Here is a 22,623-nt window from a genome sequence, read left to right as displayed (position 1 = left end):
ATGGCGTGCTCAGGGAATAGCGACCGTATCGAGCAGCCGCTGCGCCAGCGCAGTGGCCGACAGCATGCCGCCGGTCGGCAGCAGCCGATGCGCGGCCACGGCGTTGAACACGGCCTGCACGTCTTCCGGCAGCACGGCATCGCGGCCGTCGATCAGGGCCCACGCCCGCGCGGCCGCCAGCAGCGCCAACCCGGCGCGCGGCGACAAGCCCATCTGCACCTGCGCGTCGGTGCGCGTGGCGTTGACCAGCGCGAGCACGTAGTCGACCAGCGCGGGCGCCACGTGCACGGCATCCGTAGCGGTCTGCAGCGCCACCACCTGCGCGGCGGTCAACGCCGGCTCGATCGCCTGCGCCGCGCCGCCGCCCAGGTAGAGCGCGCGCTCCGAGCGCTGGTCCGGATAGCCGAGCGAGAGCCGCATCGTGAAGCGATCCAGCTGCGACTCCGGCAGCGGATGCGTGCCGATCTGGTTGAGCGGATTCTGCGTGGCGATGACGAAGAAGGGCTCGGGCAGCGGATAGGTGGCGCCGTCATGCGTCACCTGGCCTTCGGCCATCGCTTCGAGCAGCGCGCTCTGCGCCTTGGGGGTGGCGCGGTTGATCTCGTCGGCCAGCACCACCTGGGCGAACAGCGGCCCGGGGTGGAACTCGAACGCCCCCGTATCCTTCACGTAGATCGATACGCCGATCAGGTCGGCCGGCAGCAGGTCGCTGGTGAACTGCACGCGCTGGTACTGCAGCCCCAGCGTGCGGGCCAGCGCATGCGCCAGCGTGGTCTTGCCGACACCCGGCAGGTCTTCCAGCAGCAGGTGCCCGCGCGCGAGCAGGCATGCCAGCGCCAGCCGGATCTGCAGCGGCTTGCCGAGCACGATGCGATCGAGCGCGCGCTGCGCCTGCGACAGCGCAGCCGGCAGCGACAGCGGCTGCGTGGCCGGGGCGGGATGAACGGAAGACAGCGAAGATTGGGCGGACGTCATCGAGGCGGAACAGCCGAGGCAGCAATGCCGCGAGTGTAGCGGCATCGAACCCGCCCGGCGCACGCGTGACGCCGCTACAACATCCGGCGCGGCCCCGGCATGCCTCAGGCGGCCGTGCGCGCGGGAATGGCGGCGGCGAGCAGCGTGGCGGCCGTGCGCGGCAGGCTGCGCATCAGGCGCGGCGCGCCGGCGCCGAAGGTCTGGCTGGCGGTGTAAGCGCCTTCGATCAGGAAGGCCAGATCGTCGGCGAGCGTGTCCGGATCGATGGCGCCGGCGGCCGCGGCGCGCTCGCGCAGGCGCGCCAGCAGCTGCGACTTGTTGCGCTCGACAAACTGCCGCGCGGGATGCGACGGGTCGCGAAACTCCGCCGCCACGTTGACGAACGGACACCCCCGGTAACCCGCCTGGCTCGCCCGCCCCGACAGGTCGATGAAGAACTGCAGCAGCTGCGCGCGCGCATCGGCGGGATGGGCATCCATGCTGGCGTTGAAATAGCCCCAGAAATTCTCTGCGCTGCGCGCGAGGTAGGCCAGCACGAGATCGTCCTTGGACTTGAACTGGCGGTACAGGCTCATCTTGTTGACGCCCGCCCGCTCCACCACGGCCTCCACGCCCACGGCGCGCACGCCCTCCTGGTAGAACAACTCGCGCGCAGCCTCCAGCAGGCTGGCCTGCGCAGCCTCGCCGCTGATGCGGCGCGAGGCCGTCTTGGTGTTGTCGGTGGAAGAAAGGGCGCGCGGCCCGCGTGCTGCCATGATCGATGCTCCTGCTGGCGAGGCGGCCGGAACCCGCCCCCGGCCGCGTCGGTGATATTTCCCGCTTGACATGTTACCGACCGGTACCTACCATCGCAACCACGTTGTTACCGACCAGTAACGAACGGTGCGCTGACCGCTTCACAACCCTCACCGGACACCCCTCAATGCAGCGACTCGCCCGCCTCATCGCGCCCCGCTTCCATTACGGCTGGATCGCCCTGGCCGTGGTGTTCCTGATTCTCCTGTGCGCCGCCGGCACGCGCGCCACGCCCAGCGTGATGATGCTGCCGCTCGAGCACGAGTTCGGCTGGAGCCGCGGCACGATCTCGCTGGCGATCTCGATCGGCATCGCCTTGTACGGGCTGACCGGGCCGTTCGCGGCGGCGTCGATGCAGTACTTCGGCATCCGGCCGACGGTGCTGGGGGCGCTGGTGGTGCTGATCTCGGGGACGGCGCTGTCGGCCATGATGAGCCAGCCGTGGCAGATGGTGCTGCTGTGGGGCGTGATGGTGGGCGGCGGCACGGGCGTGGCGGCGATCACGCTCGGCGCGACGGTGGTCAACCGCTGGTTCACCACGCACCGCGGGCTGGCGATGGGCATCCTGACGGCCAGTTCCGCCACCGGCCAGCTGGTCTTCCTGCCGATGATGGCGGCGGTGGTCGAGCGCCACGGCTGGCGGCCGGTGGTGCTGATCGTGGCGGGCGCGCTGGTGCTGCTGCTGCCGATCGTCGGCCTCCTGCTGCCGGAATCGCCCAAGAGCGTCGGCCTGCGCACCTACGGCGAGCCGGCCGATGCGCCCGAGGCCGACCACGGCCCGCGCGCCAACCCGATCGCGCTGGCCATGCACACGCTGATGCAAGCGATGCGCAAGCGCGACTTCTGGCTGCTCTTTGCCAGCTTCTTCATCTGCGGCGCCAGCACCAACGGCTATATCGGCACGCACTTCATCGCCATGTGCGCGGACCACGGCCTGACGGAGGTCAAGGGCGCGAGCCTGCTAGCGGCGATGGGCATCTTCGACCTGGTCGGCACCACGCTGTCGGGCTGGCTGTCCGACCGCTACAACAGCCGCGTGCTGCTGTTCTGGTACTACGGGCTGCGCGGCCTGTCGTTGATCTACCTGCCGTATGCGTTCGGCTTCGAATTCTTTGGGCTGCCGGTATTCGCGATCTTCTACGGGCTGGACTGGATCGCCACCGTGCCGCCCACCGTGCGCCTGACCAACGACGTGTTCGGCAAGGCGGCGGCGCCCATCGTGTTCGGGTGGATCGTCGCCGGGCACCAGCTGGGGGCGGCCTTCGCCACACTGGGCGCGGGCCTGATGCGCGCCTCGCTGGGCAACTACACGCTGGCGTCGATGATCTCGGGCGGGCTGTGCGTGGCGGGCGCCTTCCTGGTGCTGCGCATCCACCGCCAGCGCAAACCCGACGCGCAGGCCTCGGGCCAGCCCGCCACCGCCTGATGGCGATCGGCGATTACGGCTTCAGGAAACCGTACTTGGCCAGAATGGCCTGACCGGCCGGCGACAGCACGAACGCGACGAAGTCGGCGGCCTGCTGCGGCTGCCGCGTGCCGGCCGTCACCGCGATCGGATACGTGAGCGGCACCGACAGCGGCACCGGCGCCGCCACCTTCACCTTGTCGGCCGCAATCGCCGCATCGGTGGCGAACACCAGGCCGGCCTCGACCTCGCCGCGCGCCACGTAGTCCAGCGCCTGGCGCACGTTCTGCGCCAGCACCGCCTTGGCCGACACCGGCTGCCACAGGCCGGCGGCCTCCAGCGCGCGCTTCGCATAGCGGCCCACCGGCACCGAGGCCGGATTGCCGATCGCCACGCGCTGCACCTCCGGGCGGGCCAGGTCGCCCAAGGCATGCACCGGCACCGCGCTCGCCGACGGCACAATCAGCACCAGCTGGTTGGCCACGAAATCGCGGCGCGACCCGGACTGGATGACCTTCTCGCTCACGGCCTTGTCCATCGCTTCCTGGTCGGCGGAGGCGAACACGTCGGCGGGCGCGCCGCGCACGATCTGCTGCATCAGCACATCGGAAGCGCCGAAGTTCAGCACGACCCTGGTGTCGGGATGCTGCGCCTCGTATGACTGCGCGAGCGTCTTGAAGGCATTGGTCAGGCTGGCGGCGGCGGACACCACCAGCTCGGCGGCCTGCGCCTGCGCGCCCAGCCCCAGCGACAGTACGGCAGCCAGACCAGCAGCGCGCACGCATGCGCGCAACGAAAAACGTGACATGACGGAACTCCCCCGGATCCATGAAGACGGTGCGTAATATACGGACCGATATAACGACTGGTCAACGCATCGTTGCCGATACCGGAGGCCACGCTGTTCCGGTCGGCCGATTCGCGCTCGCGCAGCTGTGCACGACAGCCGGACACGACGCCATACTCGGGCGTGCGCAGAGAAACCAGCCGCATCGCCGACGAACTGGCGACGCTGCCCGCCCTGTCCCTGCCCGATCCGGGCGCCGGGTGCGGCCGGCCTCCGCGACGTTGATCCGCAACCACCGCCAACCGGGGAGCCTTCGCGATGCGCTATCCAAGTACCAATCGAATCTGGCCCGGGCCCGCCGCAAGGTGCAGGGCGCCGAGCCGGCCCTGCACTTCCGACGCCGGCTCGCCCCGCCCCTTTCGGGGACACGGCGCCCGCAGCCCTGCGACGATGCGCGCACCGTTGCCTTGGCGCCAGACCGGCGGCGCCCGGCGCCCTACACCCGCTCCGAGCGACGGCGCAGCGCGCCATGCAGGGCCGCATGCGCCGCCTGCGACGGGTCCTCTTTCAGCTGCGGCTGGTGAATCCGATCGGCAATGCGTGCCGCATCGTTTCCCAAGAGGGGAATCGTGTCGCCACCCGACGCGCGCGCGAGTTCCGCGTCGACGAGGCGGCTCAGGACGTGCAGCGCTTCGCCCCTGCGCAGGCCCATGTCGGTCAGCAGCGTCTGGATCGCCAGCAGGCCGGGAGATGCCTTGACGTGCCGGGCCAGCCTGCGCGCGCGGCCGGACAGCGACAGGTCGGGATCCTGCGCGATGGCCTGCAATGCGGTCAGGGCATCGGCCGATCGCGTGGCCTCATGCGTCAATGCGTCGCCGATCCGCTGCAGGGCGTGGTCCACCACGACGGCGCGCACTTCGTCCTTGCACGCCGTGGCTTTGCGGTGGTCGATCCACCGGCCGGGAATCCCGTTGCCGAAGGTCCGGTCCGCCACCTGCTTCTCTGCGTTCGCGAACGCGGCGGCGACAATGCCGGCCCTGGCCTCCAGCGGCAGATCGCCCAACTCGGCCGCCGATGCGGGGCCGGTGTCCTGATCCGCGTCACGGGTGCCGAGCCGCTTCAATGTCCGGCTCACGATGCGCGTCATCTGGTCGGCCTTGGCATCGCGCATCTTCTGCTTTTCTTCGGCCAGCGGCTTGCCCAGCCACAGCACTTCGCGGGCAGCGGCCACGGCGTAGCCCGCCGCGACCACCGGCAGCGCCGCGCCGTGGGTACCCGCGATCATCAACGCGCTCGCACCCGCGCTCAGTCCCGACAGGCAGGCCTGGTACACGGCATCGTTGCGCCGGCGCACGCCCTGCTGGCTGCCTATGTGCATCAGCATCAGGACGTCGCGTGCATGCCGCGCACCCGGGTGCGCGTCGTCCCGCGCGATGCGCAGCAGCTTCTGCGGATCGTATTGCCACCGGCCGCGATGATCGCGCGTGACGATCAGGTTCTCCACCCGTGCAGCGTCGCGGTCCCGGCAGTGCGCGTCGGGGGCCGGCTCCGCGCTGTCGGCCGGCCCGACCGATGGCTCGCCGCAGCGGCGCAGCCGCGCATTGCGGGCCCATGCGCTTTTCAGGGCGGCAACGTCTGCCTGCAGCATCGCGTCGAGCGCGGTGCGGTAGCGCTGCGCCAAGGCGCTGCGGGAAGCGATGCCGAGGCCCGCCGCCGCCAGGTTCAGGATGTCGTGCGCGAGCAGGCCATCGTACGTATACGTCGAGCCGGCCGTGGCATTGCCTGCCGCTTCGATGGCGTACGCATCCGGCATCCGGTTGAGCGCGAGCGCAGACAAGCCGGGCCGGTCCTGGCCCAGCCAGCTCTGCAGCTTGCGGCTCAGGGAGGTGGCCCGGGTGCCGGCATCGGGCAGCGGCCGAGGGCGCGGGACCGGCGCGGCGTCTCCTGCCATCTCCGCCCGCCTCCTCCGGGTGGAGAGCGGCTCCAGGCATCCGCCCGGCGCAGGCCGCGCCTGCGCAGCGCTGTCCGCGCCGTCCGCGCGGACGCTGGGGGTGTCATGTTGGCGATCGGGGGACTGCGTGCGCCAGAACGATATCTTCATAGCTGCTCACCGGCTCAAGGACTCAGGGGCTAAGGGACGCGAGGTCCGGCAGGCAATCTAGCGAAGGGCCCATCAAAAACTTGCATAGATTGGCGGCCCCCGCGTAAACGCCGCATATAGGCTTCGCGCCGGTCGCCACCCGAACCGGCCGTCATCGCATCGCCGAGACCCGCCGCCGAGGGCTTGGCCATGCGCCCGCAGGCGGCCGTACTCCGGCCGGACACCCGCCTTTTCCGTGAAATTTCTTGAGCATTCGGGCGCGCCGGAATTGCGACAATCTCGCCTTTCGCCAAAACGGTAGTGATAATCACTCTCATTTGAGATCAGGCGACGCGTACTACAGACAATGAGGAACGGGGTGGTGGTCAAGAACAGCAGATGGGCGACCGGTCTCGCGGTCGCGCTCATGGGCTTGCCGTGCGTCGGCAATGTCTCGGCACAGGAAGTGGATCTCCCGGCGACCACGGCGTCGGGCCAGCGGCAGGCGTCCGGCTACCGGGCCCGGGAATCGTCGCTGGCCACGCGCACGGATGCCGACCTGATGGAGATTCCCTTTGCGGTCAGCAGCGTCAATGCCGAGCTGATCCGAACCGTGGCCGCCGGCCGCGGCGACGACCTGTACGACTGGGTGGCCGGCGTCGCGCGCCAGAACAGCTTCGGCGGCCTGTGGGACCACTACGCCGTGCGCGGCTTCGCCGGCGACGGCAACTGGGCCGGCACCGACTACCTGCTCAACGGCTTCTCGTGGAACCGCGGCAACAGCGTGCCGCGCGACACCGCCACCCTGGAGCGCATGGAGGTGCTCAAGGGACCGGCCTCCGCGCTGTACGGGCGCGGCGATCCGGGCGGCATCATCAGCTACACCACCAAGCAGCCGCAGTTCAAGAGCGCCAACACCGTCAGCGTGTCGGCCGGCAGCTACGGCGCCACGCGCGAGACGCTCGATTCCACCGGCCCGCTGTCCGACACGCTGGCCTACCGGCTGAACCTGATGCACGAGGACAACGGCAGCTTCCGCGACACCGTGTCCAGCAAGCGCTACCTGGTCGCGCCGGGTTTCACCTGGAAAGCCGGCCCCGATACCGTCGTCCACTACGAGATGGAGGCCGCGCGCCAGAGCGCGCCGCTGGACCGCGGCGTGGTGGCGGTCAACAACCAGCTGGGCGCGATCCCGGCCTCGCGCTTCCTCGGCGAGCCGCGCGACGGCGACTACGAGGTCCGCAACCTGGGCCACCAGCTCACCGTCGATCACCACATCGATGCGGACTGGTCGGTCAATGCCGGCGTGGCGCAGCGGGAGACCGACCTGTATGGCCGCTCCTCGGAAGCGCTCGCCCTGCAGGCCGACGGGCGCACGCTGTGGCGCCGCTACCGCCACGTCGATTTCCATACCAACGACCTGCAGGGCCGGCTGGAGCTCACGGGCAAGCTGCAGACCGGCGCCGTGGGACACACGCTGGTGATGGGCGCCGACGCCTACCGCTTCACCTATGACCAGCTGGTGGAGCGCTCCACGCCGACGGCCGCCGCGCCGTATGCGATCGACATCTTCAATCCGGTCTACGGCCAGGCCACCCCGGCCCTGCGCACGGTAACGAATGCGCTGGAGCGCGACGAAGGCCAGGGTGCCTACGTGCAGGACACGCTGGCGCTCGGCGAGCGCTGGAAGGTCATCGCCGGACTGCGCTGGGACGGCTACCGCCAGTCGATCGAGGACCGCAAGTCCGGCACCACCACCAGCCAGCAGCAGACCGCCTTCAGCCCGCGCCTGGGCGTGGTCTACCAGTGGAGCCCGGCCTTCTCCGTCTACGCGAACACCGCGTACTCGTTCCGCCCCAACAGCGGCACCGACGTGAACGGCAACGCCTTCGACCCGGAAAAGGGGCGCGGCTACGAGGTGGGCGCCAAATGGGCCGGCCCGGGCTGGCTGGCGACGGTGGCGGCGTTCAGCGTGACCAAGCGCAACGTGCTGAGCGCCGATCCGGCCAACGACGGCTTCTCGCGCGCGGCCGGCGAAGTGCGCAGCCGCGGCGTGGAGCTGGAATGGAACGGCGAGCTCGGCGGCGGCTTCCGTGGCATCGCCAACCTGGCCTACGTCGATGCGGAGGTCACACGCGACACCGTGCTCACGCCGGGCGCGCGCCTGGTCAACATTCCGCGCGTCAACGGCAGCGCGATGCTGATGTACGAGTTCGCCCCGGGCTTCGCGCAGAAGGCGGGCGTGGGCGCGGGCGTGGTCTACGTCGGCCGCCGCGCCGGCAACACCGCCGACACGCAGGACGGCTTCCAGCTGCCCGCCTACGCGACGGTGCAGCTCAACGGCTACGTGCAGATCGACAAGCACCTGCGGGCATCGGTGGTGCTCAACAACCTGTTCAACCGCACGTACTACGCCAGTTCCTACAACAGCGTGTGGGTGACGCCCGGGACGCCGCGCAGCATCCTCGGCACGCTGTCGTATTCCTTCTGATCCGGCCGGGCGGCATCGGCGGCGCGCGCCTCAGAGCACCTCGCCGGCCGCCGGGTCCTTGTCCTGCGCGGCGTGCGCCGGATCGTCCATCAATTCCAGGTCGCGCACGGCCAGCTCGGCCAGCACGCGCTCGCCGGCGACGGAGGTGGACGCCGTCGCCTGCAGCAGCATCGCCGGCCCGGCGGTGTAGCCGTGCGTGGTGATGTCGTAGGCGTAGTAGCCCGACAGCTTCCAGCTCTGCACATCCTTGAGCACGCGGATCGTCTCGTTGGCGAGCCGCAGGATCTGGTCGACCTCCTGGTCGCGCAGGCCGGCCAGCGCCTGCCGGAAAGCCTGCGCCTGCTCATCCGGGGGCATGGCCGTCTCGCGCTCCACGGTCTCGAAGATGCGCTCGATGAGGTCGTGATAGGTCTGCGCGGCCTGAGCGGGCTGGATTGCCTGCCCGCCCGCGCCCGGCGCCGCCTTTGCGCATTTCAGCATCAGCTGGATCTCGTCCGTATAGGCGTTCAGGACTTCGGTCACTTCCGGGCGGATCTTCCAGCTCTCGCCGTAGGCCAGGTTGCCCTGGGTCCCCATGTCGCGCATCGCACTCATGAAGGCGCCGACCTTGGCCCGGCTGGCGTCCGAGTGCGCGATCTGCGGCAGGCGGGCCTGCATGTGCGACAGGAAGGCGGACGGATCGATAAATTCGACCAGCCGCCGGATGAAGCGCGGATTCAGCCGCCCGTGCTCATCCACCCGCCGCAGTGTCACGCTCGTGCCGCTGGGCAGAATGTTCGCGGAGGCCCCGACGATGGGCACGCTCGGCAGGGTGACCGATTCGGGAAAGCCGCTGCGGTTGGAAAAGTGGCCGACCCCCTGCGCCACGGCCGCCAGCGACCCGCTGACGTGCACGTTCGAAGCCCGCGCACGCGCGCGCTCCACGCCCCGCAGCCAGCCGTTGGTGTCGACCCGGTCGTTCTTGCTGGCCAGCACCTGGTCATGGCCCACGGAAAAGGCGGGCCCCACGCGCACCGCGCCGGCCGCCACGCGCACCGCGCCGCTGCCGTGCTTGGTCACGGTGTGGCTGCTGCGGCGCTGGTCGCGCCAGTTGACGGAGATGTCGGGCGTGCGGAAGAAGCGGGCCGAGAACTGCTCCCACATCCGGTCCGGCGGAACGGGCCGCGCGGCCTGGCCCTCCGCGGCGGTCTGGAACAGGAAGCGCGTCACGTCGGCCACGTTGTCGCGCCATGCGCTGGTCGCCTTGCCGTCAGCGCCGTAGGTCAATCCCGTACGGACGATGACGCCGACAGGCGCGCTGCGGTCGTGCGCATGCGCGACGCCGGCGCTGAAGCCGGCCGACAGGTGCCAGTTCTTGATGCCGACCTTGAAGCCGGCATAGAGGCCGGCGCCGACGCCGGTGGATGAGCGCTTGTCCGTGCCGATGAACACCTCGCCGCCGTAGGACGACGAACCGATCTCGACAAACGCGTGACGGCCGGTCAGCTCCCTCGCGCCCGGCCCCAGTCCCATCGACGGCACCAGCGAGTTGTGCGAGAACTCATGCTGGTTGACGGTCATGTTGGTGTTGACGCCGTAGGTGGCGCCATCGAAGTAGCGCACGTAGTTGCCCAGCGGCATCTGGCCGATCGCGCCGGTCAGCGCCTCGCGAAAATCCGCCAGGGTGGTGCCCCGGGGCTTGATCGGTCGCCCCCGTTCGATGTCGCCGGCCTTGACGATGTTGTCGGCGGCAGCCCGCAGCGTGGGCGATTCGGACGCCCGCGGATCGAACGCCCGTGCTTCATCCAGCCAGCGCACCAGGGTCTTCAGGTCCAGCTTGTCGAGCTTGCGGAATTCGCGGTAAGCCAGCACGGCATCGACGCGCGCGCCGGGCGCCGCCTTGCGCACCCGGTCTGCAATGGCGCGTTTGTCGTGGTCGCTGAGCTTGAGCTTGCTGGAGCGCCACGTCGTGCCGATGCTCTGCGCCCAATGCTGCAGCACCGCCTCGCGCAGCACCAGCAGACCGCGCTGCTCGGTGGACAGCGCATGGCGGCCGTTCAGCGCGCGCAGCGCGGTGCTGTGCGCCTGCATGGCTTCGATGCCGTGCTTGACGGTGTCATGCAGCGCCTGCGCTTCCTGGTTCAGCAGGCCGAGGTTGGCGCCGCCGGTGCCGTAGGCCGCCGCGGTCAGCGGCGACTTGCGCATGCCCAGCAGGCGGCGCGGATCGAATGCGGCCAGCGGGTGGGTGGCACGGTGTTCGGCGCGCCGGGCCCAAGTGGTGAATTTGTGCATGCGCCCCAGAGAGCGCTCCAGCGCCGAGCCCTTGCCGCCTTCCCGATAGCCGCTGCGCCATGCCACGTAGGCGGCGACCTGCGCACGGTCGTCGACGGCGTGGGCCGCTTCGTGCGGCTCGGCATGGACCTGGGCGGCGCACACCAGCGCATTGAGTGCCAGACCGTCGCCAGCCAGGCTGGCACGGTCGGCGGCGGCGTCCAGGCGCGCGCGCGCGTCCTGCAGCTGCGCGTGCGGCGTCTGCGGCGGTACCACGCCTGCCGGCAGCCGCGCCGCCATCAGGTCGGCCGCCTGCAGGAACGTGCGCAGGCCCTCGCGCTTCATGCGGCCGTTCATGTTGTCGTCGTCCGGCAGGGTCGCATCCACTTCGGCCAGCGTCGGGCGCAAGGCCAGCAGGGCATCGAAGCCGGAGGCCGTGTGGGCCAGCAGCTTGGCCGTGCTCCAGGCGTGCATCTGCGCCGGGGTCGGGGGCGCACCATTGCTGCCGTCCGTCAGCGAGAAGCGATCGCGCAGATGTTCGAGCGCCCGGCACGCTTCGTCGGCACGACCGCCCGTCGCGGTGGCCAGGGCACGGGCGCATTGCAGCATGCCGGCGTAGCGCGTGGTATCGACGGCATCGGGCTGGGCCTCGGCCATCCCGGCCAAGCCATCGATCAGGGTCTGGAGGCCCGGGACAGCGTACACGCCCGCACCCGACGGCACGAACAGCGCTTCGACCGCACTGACAAACGCCCGGCTGCTGGCGATCGCGCGCTTGGCCTCGGGGTCTGCGTGCAGGCCCGACGGCAGCGGCGGATACAGCTTCTGCGTGAGGTTGTGGACCTGCCGATCGATGCGGTCGAGCTTGTGCTGGCCGGCCGGCTTCGGCGCCTTGGGCAGGTTGGGCGGCGGCGGCCGCTTGGGAATCGGCAGCGGATCGATGGTCGTCTTGGTGAAGCCCGGCACCGCCGTGACGTTGATGGCGGAGGGTCGCAGACAGCGCTTCAGCCCGTGCAGGGCATGGCTGATCCGTCCCGAGCCGGCCGACGCGCTGGCCGGCTGCTGAGGCGCGGCGCTCGCGGACGACGCGGCATCCCTCGCAGCCGGAGCGGCAGTGGAAGCCGTATGGACGGACGATCTGAATGAGAAGAATTTCATGGCGCAACCTTGAACAGGCTCGCCCGGCCCCCACCGCCTTTGTCACGTGCGTGCCAATGGAAACCGCGCCGATGGAAAGATCGGTGGCGGCGCCAGACGAGCGGGGAAACGTCGATGCTAGCGCCCGCCGATGCAGCCCGGGCACCATCATGCGAAAGGATGTGCGCGTATGCGAAGCGCGAAGGGCGCGCCACGGGAAGCCGTCTATGCAAGCCGTCCGATCCGGAAAAACGATGTTTTTTTGCCCTGAGCATCACCTATTTCAATGATTCAGGAAAAAAAAGAAGCCGCTCAACGGCGGCGAAAGAGACACACTGCAGGCACGCCTCCGCCTGGAAGCATGCGAAAGCGGAACGCGTCAGCCGGCGATCGCGGCGAACGGAAAGGGCATGGCGGCCACCGGGGCCTGCCGGTGGTCGGCGAGCACCAGGCGCACGGTGCAGACCGTCGCATCCCCCGGCACGCTGGCGACGTGGAAGCCGGCATCGCGGGCCAGGGCGATCATGCGGCGGTTCATCGACAGCACTTCGCCGAAGACCTCCCGCGCGCCCGCCGCGCGCGCGGCCCGGACCAGCATCGCAAACAGGCGCCGGCCGACGCCCTTGCCCTGCCACGCATCGGCCACCAGCAGGGCGAATTCAGCCACGCCGTCCTCCAGCACGAAGCGGCCATCGGCGATCAACTGCTCGCCGGCGCCATCGGCGTCGGCCACGCTGACCACCAGCGCCAGGTGATTCACATAATCGACCTGCGTGTAGGCAGCGAGCATCTCATCGGACAAGTGCCCGCCGCCGACCAGAAAACGCGCATACCGCGACTCGGACGACAGCCCGTCGACCAGCGCGGCCTCCAGCGGCGCGTCCTGCGGCAGGATGGGGCGCACGGTGGCGACCGTGCCGTCGTGCATGGTCCAGCGATCGATCCAGTGGGCGGGGTAGCGGTGAATGGTGTAGAGCATGCGGGGTCTCCTCACGCGATGGATCGATCGGGCCGAAACGCCGGGATCGCCATCTGGCTTTCGGAATTGAATCCAGATTAGCAGAAATCCTGACTTTTGCAAGTAAAGTCAGCTTGCGCTATCCTTTTCCGTATGAAGACGCCCGAACCGTTCCCCGTTCCGTCCGCTTCCGAGCTGGTGGCATCGATGGAAGCGCCGTGCTCCATTGGCGCGGCGGTGTCGCTCGTGGGCGAGAAATGGACGCTGCTCGTGCTGCGCGAGGCGTTCTCGGGCGTGACGCGGTTCGACGCGTTCCTGCGCCGGATCGGCTGTTCGTCGGCGATCCTGTCGTCGCGGCTGAAGGCGCTGGTGGCGTACGGCATCCTGCGCCGGGTGCCTTACCAGGAACCGGGCGATCGGGCGCGCGATGCCTATCGGCTCACGCGCGCCGGAGTCGACCTGCTGCCGGCCATCGTTGCCCTGATGCAATGGGGAGACCGGTACCTGACGCCCGACGGCGAAGGCCCGGTGCTGCTGCGCGACCGCGCGAGCGGCACGCCGATCCACGTGGCACTGGTCAACGCGGCCGGCCAGCAAGTGGCGCCGCAAGACTCGGTGCCGGAGCGCAACCCGCGCTACAGGCACCGCGCCGGCCGCCCAAACCCGCCTGCCGAGGGCGACCCGGAAGCCGTCTCGAACGGGTGACTCACAACTTTACACGTTAAGCAAAAGCGCCTATCGTCGCGGAGATGCGGGCGGCCAGCCCGCGCTCCCGGCGCGGCTCGCCATGCCGCATCCGGCACCGCCTGCCCGCTGCGGCGCGGCCCGCCGCCCGTCCCTCGACACCCTCATCGGCTCCAGCCTGCCCGGACCGCGACCGCCATGCCCGATGCCGTGGTACCGCTTTACCACCAGATTTACGTCGTGCTGCGCCAGCAGATTCTCGAAGGCAAGTTCGGTGACGGACCGATGCCCGGCGAGATCGAACTGGCGCGGCAGTTCGGTGCATCGCGCGTCACCATGCGGCGCGTGTTCGACTACCTCGTCAAGGAAGGCCTGGTGCGCCGCCATCGCGGCATGGGCACCTTCGTCGTGCGCCCGGACGATCCGGAGGCGGCCGGCGGCAGCCAGACCCTGCTGCAGAACATCATCGACGTCGGCGAGCGGACGTCCGCCGTGGTGGTCGAATTCGAAGACGTGATGGCGCCGCCCGACGAAGCCAAGCTGCTCGAGGTCGCCCCCGGCACGCCGATCAAGAAGCTGGTCCGCGTGCGCCACCTGGAAGACACGCCGATGGCGCTCATCACCACCTGGCTGCCGCTGGATGTGACCGTCAAGCTGACGCCGGAGCGCCTGACGAACCAGTCGCTGCTGCGGCTGATCGAGGCCTCGGGTGTGCGCATCGACCGGGCCTCCCAGGTGGTATCGGCGCGCCTGGCGGACGTGGCGACGGCGCAATACCTGGACATCGCCGTGGGCGCGCCGTTGCTGTCCGTGCAGCGCATCGTGCGCGCGATGAGCGGGCGCCCGGTGCAGCTGCTGCAGGGCCTCTACCGGCCCGACCGCTACGAGTACCGCATGGAGCTGTCGCGCGTGGGCGAAGACCGTGCCCGCCTGTGGATCGACAACGCCGGCCGCGGCCGCAGCGAGGACGAAGACGAGGAAGACGAACAGGGCTCCCCGCGCGACGGCCGGCGGGGCTGACCCCGAGCCCCCAAGGCATCAACCTCTCGCCCGGCAGGGCGATCCGGCGGCCTGCAGGTCCGGTGAATCGTTGCTAGCATCGCCGCTTTCGTTGCATCGCAGCGCTCGCCCCCCAACGAGGTTCCCATGCCGGCCGCCCCTGCCTCCCCGACGCAATCCGCCACCACCGACACCCAGGGGCTGATCCGCCTGCTGACGGCCGGTGCCGGCGTCAGCGTCGCCTGCATCTACCTGAATCATCCGCTGCTCGGCCTGATCGGCCACGACCTGAACATCGCGCCGCACGCGCTGGGCGTGCTGCCGACCCTGACGGCGGCCGGCTACGCCAGCGGCATTTTTTTCTTCGGCCCGCTGGGCGACCGCTACGACCGCCGCGTGGTGATCCTGTGGAAGGCCGTGCTGCTGACACTCGCGCTGATCGGCAGCTGCATCGCGCCCGGCCTGCCGGTGCTGGCCGCCGCCGGCTTCGTCATCGGCCTGGCGGCCACCATCGCCCAGGATTTCGTGCCCAGCGCGGCCGCCATCAGCACCGACCTCAACCGCAATCGCAACATCGGCACGGTGATGACGGGGCTGCTGATCGGCATCGTCGGCTCGCGGGTGTTCAGCGGCATCGTGGCCGACCACTTCGGCTGGCGCGCGGCCTTCGGCGTGTCGGCGGCGGCGATCGTGGGGCTGGCGCTGGCGGTGCGGGCGGCGCATTTCGGGGTGGCGCCGGCCACGCGGCAGCCGTATGTCACGCTGCTGCGCTCGCTCGGCACGCTGTTTGCGCGGCATCCGCGGCTGCGGGCCTCCGCCTTCACGCAGGCGTTCCTCGCCGTGGCGTTTTCGGGGTTCTGGTCTACCGTGGCGCTGCATCTGACCGGCACAATCGGGCTGTCGGCCGGGCAGGCCGGCCTGCTGGGCCTGGCCGGCGCGGCCGGAGCCCTGGGCGCGAGCATCGCCGGCCGGCTGTCGGGCCGCGTGGCGCCGGGCCATATCGTGGCGGGCGGCGCGCTGCTGATGGCCGCGACCTTTGCCGCGATGGCGCTGTTCCCGCATTCCCTGCCCGCCATCGTGATCGGCACGCTGCTGTTCGATGTGGGCGTGCAGGCGGCGCTGGTCTCACACCAGACCATCATCTACGCGCTGGCGCCGGAAGCGCGCAGCCGCATCAACGCGGTCTTCATGACCATCATGTTCATCGGCATGTCGGCCGGCGCCTACGGCGCAAGCCTGGCGTGGAGCTACGCACACTGGACCGGGCTGATGGCGTTCTGCACGGCGGCCTCGTCGATCGGGCTAGGGCTGCGGCTGGCCTTCAACGCGCGGCTGGGGACACGTTAGCGATCGGCATCGCTGGCACGTGACAAATTGTTAACCATGGTTTACAGCGCAGACTTGCGGGCACTAGCATGCCAGCATGCTGACGATCCGCACGACCGAAATCTTCGGACTGGTTTTGCAGCCTCCGCGACAAGGCTGCGCAACGCCGCATCCAGGTGCGCATCGACCGCCTGCAGATGGGCCACCCAGGCAACATGAAAGCGGTCCGCGACGGCATCCGTGAGCTGCGGATCGATCATGGGCCGGGCGACCGCTTGTACTTCGTGCGGCATGGCGTGGTCCTGATCGTACTGCTCTGCGGCGGCGACAAGTCGACGCAGGAAACCGATATCCGTCGCGCAATTGACCTGTCCCGCCGTCTCGACGTGGACGACATGGAATGACGATGGCCCAACGCACCATCAAGACCCGGCTGTGGGATTCGGCCGAACACCTCCGGACCGAAGCGGACATCGCCGCCTACCTCGACGCCTGCCTGGAAGAAGCCGGAGATAACCCCGCCTTCATCACGCATGCGCTGGGCGTGGTCGCGCGCTCGCGCGGCATGACGCAGCTCGCCCGCGAGACCGGGATGACCCGCGAGGGGCTGTACAAGGCGCTTTCCGAGGGCGGCAATCCGAGCTTTGCGACCGTGCTGAAGGTCATCCGGGCGCTCGGCATCCGGCTGCACGCCGTGCCGACCTGATGGCCGGTGGGCCCGGGGGCGTACCCGTTTCTGCGTGACGCCGTGCCCGTCCGGAGCACCGCTCGGGCGGCCGGAAAGCACAACGCCCGGCACCCGGCATCGGGACAATCCAGGGCGGTGCGACCGCTCGCCGCTCGCTACAATCGTTGGCGACAGGGCACGCTGTCCGCAGGGCCGCGCGCCTCCCGAGAACCCCACCCACAGGCCCGTCCATGAGCACCCCCGCAGCCCAAGCGTCTCAAGCCGTGATGGCCCCGCATGACACCCGGCGCCGCATCTTCGCGATCGTCGGGGCATCGTCTGGCAATCTGGTCGAGTGGTTCGATTTCTACGTCTACGCGTTCTGCTCGCTGTACTTCGCGCCGGCGTTCTTCCCGAGCGGCAACACGACCACGCAGCTGATGAACACCGCGGGCGTGTTCGCGGCAGGCTTCCTGATGCGGCCGATCGGCGGCTGGCTGTTCGGCCGCATTGCCGACCGGCACGGCCGCCGCAACGCGATGATGATCTCGGTGCTGATGATGTGCGGCGGCTCGCTGGTCATCGCGGTGTTGCCCACCTATGCGCAAATCGGGGCGCTGGCGCCGTTCCTGCTGCTGGTGGCGCGGCTGTTCCAGGGGCTGTCGGTCGGCGGCGAGTACGGCACCAGCGCCACCTACATGAGCGAGGTGGCGCTCAAGGGGCGCCGCGGCTTCTTCGCGTCGTTCCAGTACGTCACGCTGATCGGCGGCCAACTGTGCGCGCTGCTGGTGCTGGTGATCTTGCAGCAGGTGCTGTCCACCGCGGAGCTCAAGGCCTGGGGCTGGCGCATTCCGTTCGTGGTGGGCGCGCTGTCGGCGCTCGTCTCGCTCTATCTGCGCCGCTCGCTCGACGAGACCCAGAGCACCGCGTCGCGCGAAGCCAAGCACGCCGGCACGATCCGCGGCGCATGGCAGCACAAGGGCGCCTTCCTGCGCGTGATCGGCTTCACCGCCGGCGGCTCGCTGATCTTCTACACGTTCACCACGTACATGCAGAAGTACCTGGTCAACACGGCCGGGATGAACACCAAGACCGCCTCCAACGTGATGACGGCGGCGCTGTTCGTCTACATGGCGCTGCAGCCGGTGTTCGGCGCGCTGTCCGACCGCATCGGCCGCCGCATGTCGATGATCCTGTTCGGGGTGGGCGCGGTGCTGTTCACGGTGCCGCTGATGCGTGCGCTGGGCAGCGTGACGAACCCGTACGCGGCGTTCGGCCTCATCACCGCGGCGCTGGCCATCGTCAGCTTTTATACCTCGATCAGCGGCCTGATCAAGGCCGAGATGTTCCCGCCGGAGGTGCGCGCGATGGGCGTGGGCCTGTCGTACGCCATCGCCAATGCGGTGTTCGGCGGCTCGGCGGAATACGTCGCGCTGTGGTTCAAGTCGGCCGGCCGCGAATCGACGTTCTACTGGTACGTCACCGCCCTGTGCGCCGTATCGCTGATCGTGTCGTACACGATGCCCGATCCGAGCAAGGAAGGGTATCTGCGGCACGAGCCGTGATGGCGCTGCGGGCCTGACGGCGTGGCCCGGACGGCGCTCCGCTTCGCGGCGGAGCGCTAACGGCGGCCAAAAAAGGCTGTACCAACATCGCGTCTAAATCACCGTCACTGAGCAATGAGTTCGTACTCAATGTCCTGGACCATATGACCGTAGGCGGATGACTCTCGATTGTATCGACCGCCAAACTTGAGCGTGTAGCGCCCACGTTGGAGTGGTTTGAGAAGAATCCAGTATCCGTCGGATGCAGATGGGTAAGCCTTGTAGGGATGCAGCTCCGGTTGGATACGTTCGAAAATGTCAAAACACTTGTCGCTGGCGACGCGATATCTTTTGACATCTTGAAGCGCTACGCCATTTAGCTCCACAAACAGATCGATTGCGGATTCATTGTTGAGCGCCGCCGCCGCCTTTGCCTCTCCGCACGTATACGTGTCATTTCCCTTGGCAGGGTAGTACAGCATATTGACTACCGGAAAAAACAGGGGCTTGTTGGCGGGAACAACACAGGTTCTTCTGATTTTTGATGACCCAAAGCCCCCCGCAAGGAACCAGACGGCGCCCTGCTGTGCAGTCCCGCAGTTTGCGCCTGTCGAATCGCGTAACGGACTTGTTTCCTGCGGAATCGACATTGCCCACTGCCACCACTCTGTCGACAACTGTGTGACGGAGCGCCCGGTGACAGAGCTACCCGGAGGGAAGGTGAATTCAGCGGCAAATGTAGGGAGAGGAAAGATGATGGCTGCGGTCGTCGCAACAATCATATTGCGCAACATGGCAGTCTTACCAGCATAGCGAGTCACAGATATCTCTTTTGATCAGGGTTGAGTGGCCGAAGCATCAGTTGAATCCGCAGCCAGAAGCGGACATACAGACCCTGTCGGCGCAGTACCTCTACCGCCCACTCCTGGTGCCCGAATAGAGAGCATAAAGCCTCACACCTCGCAGTGAATAGCGCAGCGCGATGACCACCTCCCGCACGTCGCACTCCCGGCGCCGACCTCTCGCACGGCAGCGCGTGGCGGCAGCGGTTGCACAGCGGCCCATTCGACGTCCGTCATGTCACTGGGGTAACGCTCGGTTTTGCGAGCCAGCTTCGCCTAGCGTTCTCGATGTTCTTTTTTTCTACATCTCGCCTTTACACCACAGGCTAGGGGAATTCACAAACGGGCTCTCACTGTTTTTGAGATTTTTTGAGGTTAATGCCTATCGATCGGCGCGACATAGAAATTCTTTGTGGACGTTGTCTTGTGCTGAATTCTTCTACCCCGCCCGACCCAAGAGCGGATGGGGGCGCCAGGATGTAGCGCGTTTGTGCTACAGATGGAATCGACCCACGCAAATATACTTCCCTCCATTAAGAAAATAATATTCATCTTAATCACTTTCTTTATTTTCTTGCTGCCTCAAATTTTTCGAGAGCATGTTTTACGGGGAAGTTCTCACTTAAACAGGAGATCAAATATGGCCGGCTACGCTGTTACAAACAAAACCGACAAGGAAGTGTGGATTACCATCTACGAACCGTTCGGCACCATCATAAGCTACGGCCCGGTCAAGTCGGGCGAGACTTGGACCTTCAACAAGGGCGCCTGGGCAATAGGTTCGACTTATAAACTGCTCGCCGAATATCCTGTAAAGGAACCCCATTCCTGGGCCACCACGACAAAGCAAACGCTGAGGCACACGGATTTCGACTCGATCGACTTGATCGGCGGGCCTGACGGCGGATATTGGCAGACACCCTGAAATCGACCAGCGTGTGCATGCAGTAGCAGGCGCTACCTTCGTTGACACCGAAGGTAATAGCCTGCTTTTTATTGCTCGCATTTGATGAGAATCTGTTCCATTTGAACGCAATCACCAGAACGGGAAAAAAATGTCCAGCATCTCCGTTGAAAACAGAACCGACAGGGACGTGTTGATTGCTATCTACAGTCCGTTCGGCCCCATCACCGATGGCCCGGTCAAAGCGGACGAGACCAAGAAATTCGCTTTGGGGACCTTATCGATTGGCTCGACTCTTAAAGTGCTCGCCCACTATCCGGTAGAGGAACCCCATACCTGGACCGCCACGATCAAACATACATTGAGGCACCAGGAGTCCGACGTGATTGTCTTGACCGGCGGGCCGGACGGTGGCGATTGGAGAACGGCCTGAGATCGACCCGCATGGGCGGCGCGAAATAGCAGGCGACACTTTCACTGGCTTAGCGAAAGTGTCCGCTTGCATTGCACCTGTGCGGTATGCCGCTAAAGGCGAATGTGCCATCGTGGTCGTCGCTCTGATCCGCGATGCAATTGAACCGCTGTAGCGCGGACCGAAATAGCGGTGCCCTGGCGGGGCACGCATTTCCACTGATACGAAGCGGCACGTACGAGTTGAACCCTTTGCCCGTGCAGTGAGCCGAGGGAACCGTTTCGGCGCCAACAGACATGAATCGGCTCCGTCATCCAGCCGAAGGAGCCGATGCGTCGTACTGCTTCGCGGTTAGGTCGCGGGGCCGGTAATCTGCAGTACGACGGGACCACCCACAGAAGACACGCCCGTGGTCATGCAGGCTTGGACGTCGCTTTGCAATAACGTCACGGTCCGGAGCGTGTTGGCCCCCGTGAAGCGGCCGCTGACCACAGCTCCGGACTCGATTCGGACGACCTCGCCGACCGGGCGCTGGACAACGACGTTTTGCGTGTAGATCTCGCTAGTCGTGCCATCGCTCCAGCGCACGGTGTAATTCGGTTTCGTGGCGGAGTTGGTCAGGACATCGCAAGAGCGGACGACCGTGTCGCTGATGGTGGTGCTGCCGCTGGATAGGGTGGCCGGGGAACCGGTGCAAGGAGCATAGCTGTCTTGCACGGTTGCGGTAATAGATGTGGGTACGAAAGTCAGCGGCGGATTGTACTGCACGACCTCCGTACCTTGGCAGGTGAGCGATGCCGTTTCTGCATGCGCAGACTGAATAGGGGCCATCCACATGCAGAGTGATACGACTGCAGCAGAAGACACGGATCTGACAATCGCAGTGCTCATGGTTAATTTCTCCAGGTTGATTTGCTACGGATTGCTAAGTAAGAGCCGCTTTCGGTAAAGCGGATACAGCATCGCGCCAGGCATCACGTGAATATTGCACAGTGATACAAATCACATTTCCTTGCGGGGAATGCCTGAATTGATTGTCGGCCCGGGTCCGCCAAGGAAGGCTACCTTGATATTATTTCTGGAAGTTAAAATTTTGAGAAATGGAATGAATTTGATCTTGCTAATTATCGGATTCACCGTTGGCATAGCAAGATTCTGGGTACTTCCAGGGCGATCCGCCTTGATGTTTCCCACATGAACGACGAAGAAACATCATGCTCGAAGGTCGGCTCTGAACAATTCGTTCTTCCCGCCACTCGGCCTCATGCCATCGCCATGGCAGGGCCGCAGCAGTTCAACAGGACAACCAGAACAAGGGCGTAAAGAAGCCGCAGCTTCCGGAGGATCATGCGCTGGTTGTGGCCAGCACCGCTGTGCATCGCATCACCCAGGGCGCCCTTGAGCCAATTCCGATCGAGCTTGCCGTCGGCCTTCATATGACCGATGTCGGGTTCGATTGCGCTGCTCCGCCCGATCATCGCGCAAGCCGCGCGTGATGCCACGCCGCAGGCCCGGGTGGTCGATCTTCACGCCCTCGACCGTTACGCCCCGGTAGCGCAATGTCCTCCCTGTGCTCTCTTGCCCTCCATGGCGGGAACCTCGAATGTCAGTTCCGACTGGAAGCATCCACCGACGCGCCACTGGCCAACGGCCGATACACTTATCGCCTTCCTGCGATGCCTCGATGCACGGACCATTCAGGATCTCGCTCCAGCGAAATTGAGGGGTTGGATGTTTTAGGTCAGCGTTACCGCAGATGCGCCGGCGGAACGATCCCATCAATACGTTGCATCGACCGATTGAGCCCGCATGGATTCGAACGCCATCGAATCGTGCCTGTTCGCGCTCGTCACCGTGACTGTCAGTGGACGACCTTGGGCGTCTACGACAAGGCGCCGCTTGCTGCCAAGCTTGCCTCGACCCGTTGCGTTCGGGCCTGTTTCTTGCCGCCATTTCGCCTCAATCCGGCACCACCGCCGTCACCTCGATCTCCACCTTGGCGCGGTCCTCCACCAGCGCCGACACTTCCACCGCCGTCATGGCGATGCTGAAGCTGCCGATCAGCTCGCGGAAGGCCTGGCCGATCTCCGCATAGGCTGCGATGTAGGCCTGCTTGTCGGTCACGTACCAGGTCATGCGCACGATGTGCCCGGGCTCGGCGCCGCCCTCGGCGAGGACCTCGACGATGTTCCGCAGCGCCTGGCGCACCTGGCCGGCCAGGTCGTCGGTGTGGAACACGCCTTGCGCGTCCCAGCCGATCATGCCGGCCACGAAAATCATGCGTCCGCGCGCGGACACGCCGTTGGCATAGCCCTTCGGGCGCGGCCAGCCGGGAGGAAGAAGCACCTGCATGGATCTGTTCCCTGG

At 67.0% G+C, this 22,623-nt stretch carries 18 protein-coding genes and 4 pseudogenes; 10 read left to right on the top strand and 12 right to left on the bottom strand.

Annotated features, from left to right (window positions below):
• Window positions 1-9: 9 nt before the first annotated feature.
• Both GO999_RS22680 and GO999_RS22675 read right to left on the bottom strand, forming a co-directional pair.
• Window positions 10-975, bottom strand: coding sequence for an AAA family ATPase (locus GO999_RS22680; protein ID WP_011003426.1), 966 nt, complete (start codon window positions 973-975; stop codon window positions 10-12).
• A gap of 104 nt (window positions 976-1,079) precedes the next feature.
• A complete protein-coding gene (locus GO999_RS22675) occupies window positions 1,080-1,730 on the bottom strand; it encodes a TetR/AcrR family transcriptional regulator (protein ID WP_011003425.1) in 651 nt (216 codons plus the stop codon).
• Window positions 1,731-1,897: 167 nt separating this feature from the next.
• Here GO999_RS22675 and GO999_RS22670 point away from each other — a divergent pair, with 167 nt between their 5' ends.
• Window positions 1,898-3,196: an MFS transporter gene (locus GO999_RS22670; protein ID WP_011003424.1), complete on the top strand. Its 1,299-nt coding sequence runs from the start codon at window positions 1,898-1,900 to the stop codon at window positions 3,194-3,196.
• Between the two features lie 13 nt (window positions 3,197-3,209).
• Here GO999_RS22670 and modA read toward each other — a convergent pair whose 3' ends face one another.
• Both modA and GO999_RS22660 read right to left on the bottom strand, forming a co-directional pair.
• Window positions 3,210-3,983 (bottom strand): molybdate ABC transporter substrate-binding protein, encoded by a 774-nt coding sequence (gene modA / locus GO999_RS22665; RefSeq protein ID WP_011003423.1) that lies wholly within the window; start codon window positions 3,981-3,983, stop codon window positions 3,210-3,212.
• A 475-nt stretch (window positions 3,984-4,458) separates the two neighbouring features.
• The gene (locus GO999_RS22660) at window positions 4,459-5,913 is read right to left on the bottom strand and encodes a transcriptional regulator (RefSeq protein WP_211906907.1); all 1,455 of its coding nucleotides are present in this window, start codon (window positions 5,911-5,913) and stop codon (window positions 4,459-4,461) included.
• 496 nt (window positions 5,914-6,409) lie between these two features.
• Between GO999_RS22660 and GO999_RS22655 the strand changes: the two genes are divergently transcribed.
• Complete coding sequence (locus GO999_RS22655; protein WP_408004891.1) at window positions 6,410-8,533, top strand: TonB-dependent siderophore receptor; 2,124 nt, start codon at window positions 6,410-6,412, stop codon at window positions 8,531-8,533.
• A 30-nt stretch (window positions 8,534-8,563) separates the two neighbouring features.
• Here the strand turns inward: GO999_RS22655 and GO999_RS22650 are convergent, their stop codons facing one another.
• Together GO999_RS22650 and GO999_RS22645 are read right to left on the bottom strand one after the other, a co-directional pair.
• Window positions 8,564-11,941, bottom strand: a complete 3,378-nt coding sequence (locus GO999_RS22650) for a hypothetical protein (protein ID WP_211906905.1) — start codon at window positions 11,939-11,941, stop codon at window positions 8,564-8,566.
• A gap of 358 nt (window positions 11,942-12,299) precedes the next feature.
• Complete coding sequence (locus GO999_RS22645) at window positions 12,300-12,899, bottom strand: GNAT family N-acetyltransferase (protein WP_064478235.1); 600 nt, start codon at window positions 12,897-12,899, stop codon at window positions 12,300-12,302.
• Between the two features lie 132 nt (window positions 12,900-13,031).
• On the opposite strand from GO999_RS22645, the gene GO999_RS22640 reads away from it, so the two are divergent.
• From GO999_RS22640 to GO999_RS22615, 6 genes and pseudogenes are all read left to right on the top strand, one after another.
• Window positions 13,032-13,583 carry a winged helix-turn-helix transcriptional regulator gene (locus GO999_RS22640; protein ID WP_011003399.1) on the top strand — a complete coding sequence of 184 codons (552 nt, stop codon included), beginning with the start codon at window positions 13,032-13,034 and terminating at the stop codon, window positions 13,581-13,583.
• Between the two features lie 177 nt (window positions 13,584-13,760).
• Window positions 13,761-14,582, top strand: coding sequence for a GntR family transcriptional regulator (locus GO999_RS22635; protein ID WP_011003398.1), 822 nt, complete (start codon window positions 13,761-13,763; stop codon window positions 14,580-14,582).
• A 126-nt stretch (window positions 14,583-14,708) separates the two neighbouring features.
• Window positions 14,709-15,908, top strand: coding sequence for an MFS transporter (locus GO999_RS22630; protein WP_011003397.1), 1,200 nt, complete (start codon window positions 14,709-14,711; stop codon window positions 15,906-15,908).
• A 76-nt stretch (window positions 15,909-15,984) separates the two neighbouring features.
• A pseudogene (locus GO999_RS22625) lies at window positions 15,985-16,291 on the top strand (type II toxin-antitoxin system RelE/ParE family toxin).
• Complete coding sequence (locus GO999_RS22620) at window positions 16,288-16,593, top strand: addiction module antidote protein (RefSeq protein WP_019719757.1); 306 nt, start codon at window positions 16,288-16,290, stop codon at window positions 16,591-16,593. Before GO999_RS22625 ends, GO999_RS22620 begins: the two are co-directional and overlap by 4 nt.
• 212 nt (window positions 16,594-16,805) lie before the next feature.
• Complete coding sequence (locus tag GO999_RS22615) at window positions 16,806-18,119, top strand: MFS family transporter (RefSeq protein ID WP_028861301.1); 1,314 nt, start codon at window positions 16,806-16,808, stop codon at window positions 18,117-18,119.
• 104 nt (window positions 18,120-18,223) lie between these two features.
• On the opposite strand, the gene GO999_RS22610 is transcribed toward GO999_RS22615, so the two are convergent.
• Window positions 18,224-18,919: a hypothetical protein gene (locus GO999_RS22610; protein ID WP_226951834.1), complete on the bottom strand. Its 696-nt coding sequence runs from the start codon at window positions 18,917-18,919 to the stop codon at window positions 18,224-18,226.
• A gap of 139 nt (window positions 18,920-19,058) precedes the next feature.
• Window positions 19,059-19,210 (bottom strand): annotated as a pseudogene (locus tag GO999_RS22605) (IS5/IS1182 family transposase); the annotation flags it as partial.
• Between the two features lie 370 nt (window positions 19,211-19,580).
• Between GO999_RS22605 and GO999_RS22600 the strand changes: the two are divergent.
• Window positions 19,581-19,865: a hypothetical protein gene (locus tag GO999_RS22600; RefSeq protein WP_011003391.1), complete on the top strand. Its 285-nt coding sequence runs from the start codon at window positions 19,581-19,583 to the stop codon at window positions 19,863-19,865.
• A gap of 130 nt (window positions 19,866-19,995) precedes the next feature.
• Window positions 19,996-20,277 carry a hypothetical protein gene (locus tag GO999_RS22595; RefSeq protein WP_019719760.1) on the top strand — a complete coding sequence of 94 codons (282 nt, stop codon included), beginning with the start codon at window positions 19,996-19,998 and terminating at the stop codon, window positions 20,275-20,277.
• A 330-nt stretch (window positions 20,278-20,607) separates the two neighbouring features.
• Here GO999_RS22595 and GO999_RS22590 read toward each other — a convergent pair whose 3' ends face one another.
• The 4 genes and pseudogenes from GO999_RS22590 to GO999_RS22575 all read right to left on the bottom strand — a co-directional run bounded on the left by GO999_RS22590 (window position 20,608) and on the right by GO999_RS22575 (window position 22,608).
• Complete coding sequence (locus tag GO999_RS22590) at window positions 20,608-21,147, bottom strand: hypothetical protein (protein WP_223259726.1); 540 nt, start codon at window positions 21,145-21,147, stop codon at window positions 20,608-20,610.
• 371 nt (window positions 21,148-21,518) lie between these two features.
• Window positions 21,519-21,810 (bottom strand): annotated as a pseudogene (locus GO999_RS22585) (IS5/IS1182 family transposase); the annotation flags it as partial.
• Between the two features lie 260 nt (window positions 21,811-22,070).
• A pseudogene (locus GO999_RS22580) lies at window positions 22,071-22,202 on the bottom strand (IS5/IS1182 family transposase); the annotation flags it as partial.
• Between the two features lie 13 nt (window positions 22,203-22,215).
• Window positions 22,216-22,608 (bottom strand): RidA family protein, encoded by a 393-nt coding sequence (locus tag GO999_RS22575; protein WP_016722333.1) that lies wholly within the window; start codon window positions 22,606-22,608, stop codon window positions 22,216-22,218.
• Window positions 22,609-22,623: the final 15 nt, after the last annotated feature.

Origin of the sequence: Ralstonia nicotianae, assembly GCF_018243235.1 — a bacterium.
Taxonomy (GTDB): Bacteria; Pseudomonadota; Gammaproteobacteria; order Burkholderiales; family Burkholderiaceae; genus Ralstonia; species Ralstonia nicotianae.
Note: the sequence above shows the minus strand (reverse complement) of the source record. Positions and strands in the feature narration are given on the sequence as shown.

Excerpts from the sequence above, each read along its gene's own strand:
- GO999_RS22650 (WP_211906905.1), bottom strand. The coding sequence starts at position 11,941 with ATGAAATTCTTCTCATTCAGATCGTCCGTCCATACGGCTTCCACTGCC.
- GO999_RS22645 (WP_064478235.1), bottom strand. The coding sequence starts at position 12,899 with ATGCTCTACACCATTCACCGCTACCCCGCCCACTGGATCGATCGCTGG.
- GO999_RS22595 (WP_019719760.1), top strand. The coding sequence starts at position 19,996 with ATGTCCAGCATCTCCGTTGAAAACAGAACCGACAGGGACGTGTTGATT.
- GO999_RS22675 (WP_011003425.1), bottom strand. The coding sequence starts at position 1,730 with ATGGCAGCACGCGGGCCGCGCGCCCTTTCTTCCACCGACAACACCAAG.
- GO999_RS22660 (WP_211906907.1), bottom strand. The coding sequence starts at position 5,913 with ATGGCAGGAGACGCCGCGCCGGTCCCGCGCCCTCGGCCGCTGCCCGAT.
- GO999_RS22680 (WP_011003426.1), bottom strand. The coding sequence starts at position 975 with ATGACGTCCGCCCAATCTTCGCTGTCTTCCGTTCATCCCGCCCCGGCC.
- GO999_RS22640 (WP_011003399.1), top strand. The coding sequence starts at position 13,032 with ATGAAGACGCCCGAACCGTTCCCCGTTCCGTCCGCTTCCGAGCTGGTG.
- GO999_RS22615 (WP_028861301.1), top strand. The coding sequence starts at position 16,806 with ATGAGCACCCCCGCAGCCCAAGCGTCTCAAGCCGTGATGGCCCCGCAT.
- GO999_RS22635 (WP_011003398.1), top strand. The coding sequence starts at position 13,761 with ATGCCCGATGCCGTGGTACCGCTTTACCACCAGATTTACGTCGTGCTG.
- GO999_RS22600 (WP_011003391.1), top strand. The coding sequence starts at position 19,581 with ATGGCCGGCTACGCTGTTACAAACAAAACCGACAAGGAAGTGTGGATT.
- GO999_RS22590 (WP_223259726.1), bottom strand. The coding sequence starts at position 21,147 with ATGAGCACTGCGATTGTCAGATCCGTGTCTTCTGCTGCAGTCGTATCA.
- GO999_RS22670 (WP_011003424.1), top strand. The coding sequence starts at position 1,898 with ATGCAGCGACTCGCCCGCCTCATCGCGCCCCGCTTCCATTACGGCTGG.
- modA (WP_011003423.1), bottom strand. The coding sequence starts at position 3,983 with ATGTCACGTTTTTCGTTGCGCGCATGCGTGCGCGCTGCTGGTCTGGCT.
- GO999_RS22620 (WP_019719757.1), top strand. The coding sequence starts at position 16,288 with ATGACGATGGCCCAACGCACCATCAAGACCCGGCTGTGGGATTCGGCC.
- GO999_RS22655 (WP_408004891.1), top strand. The coding sequence starts at position 6,410 with ATGAGGAACGGGGTGGTGGTCAAGAACAGCAGATGGGCGACCGGTCTC.
- GO999_RS22630 (WP_011003397.1), top strand. The coding sequence starts at position 14,709 with ATGCCGGCCGCCCCTGCCTCCCCGACGCAATCCGCCACCACCGACACC.
- GO999_RS22575 (WP_016722333.1), bottom strand. The coding sequence starts at position 22,608 with ATGCAGGTGCTTCTTCCTCCCGGCTGGCCGCGCCCGAAGGGCTATGCC.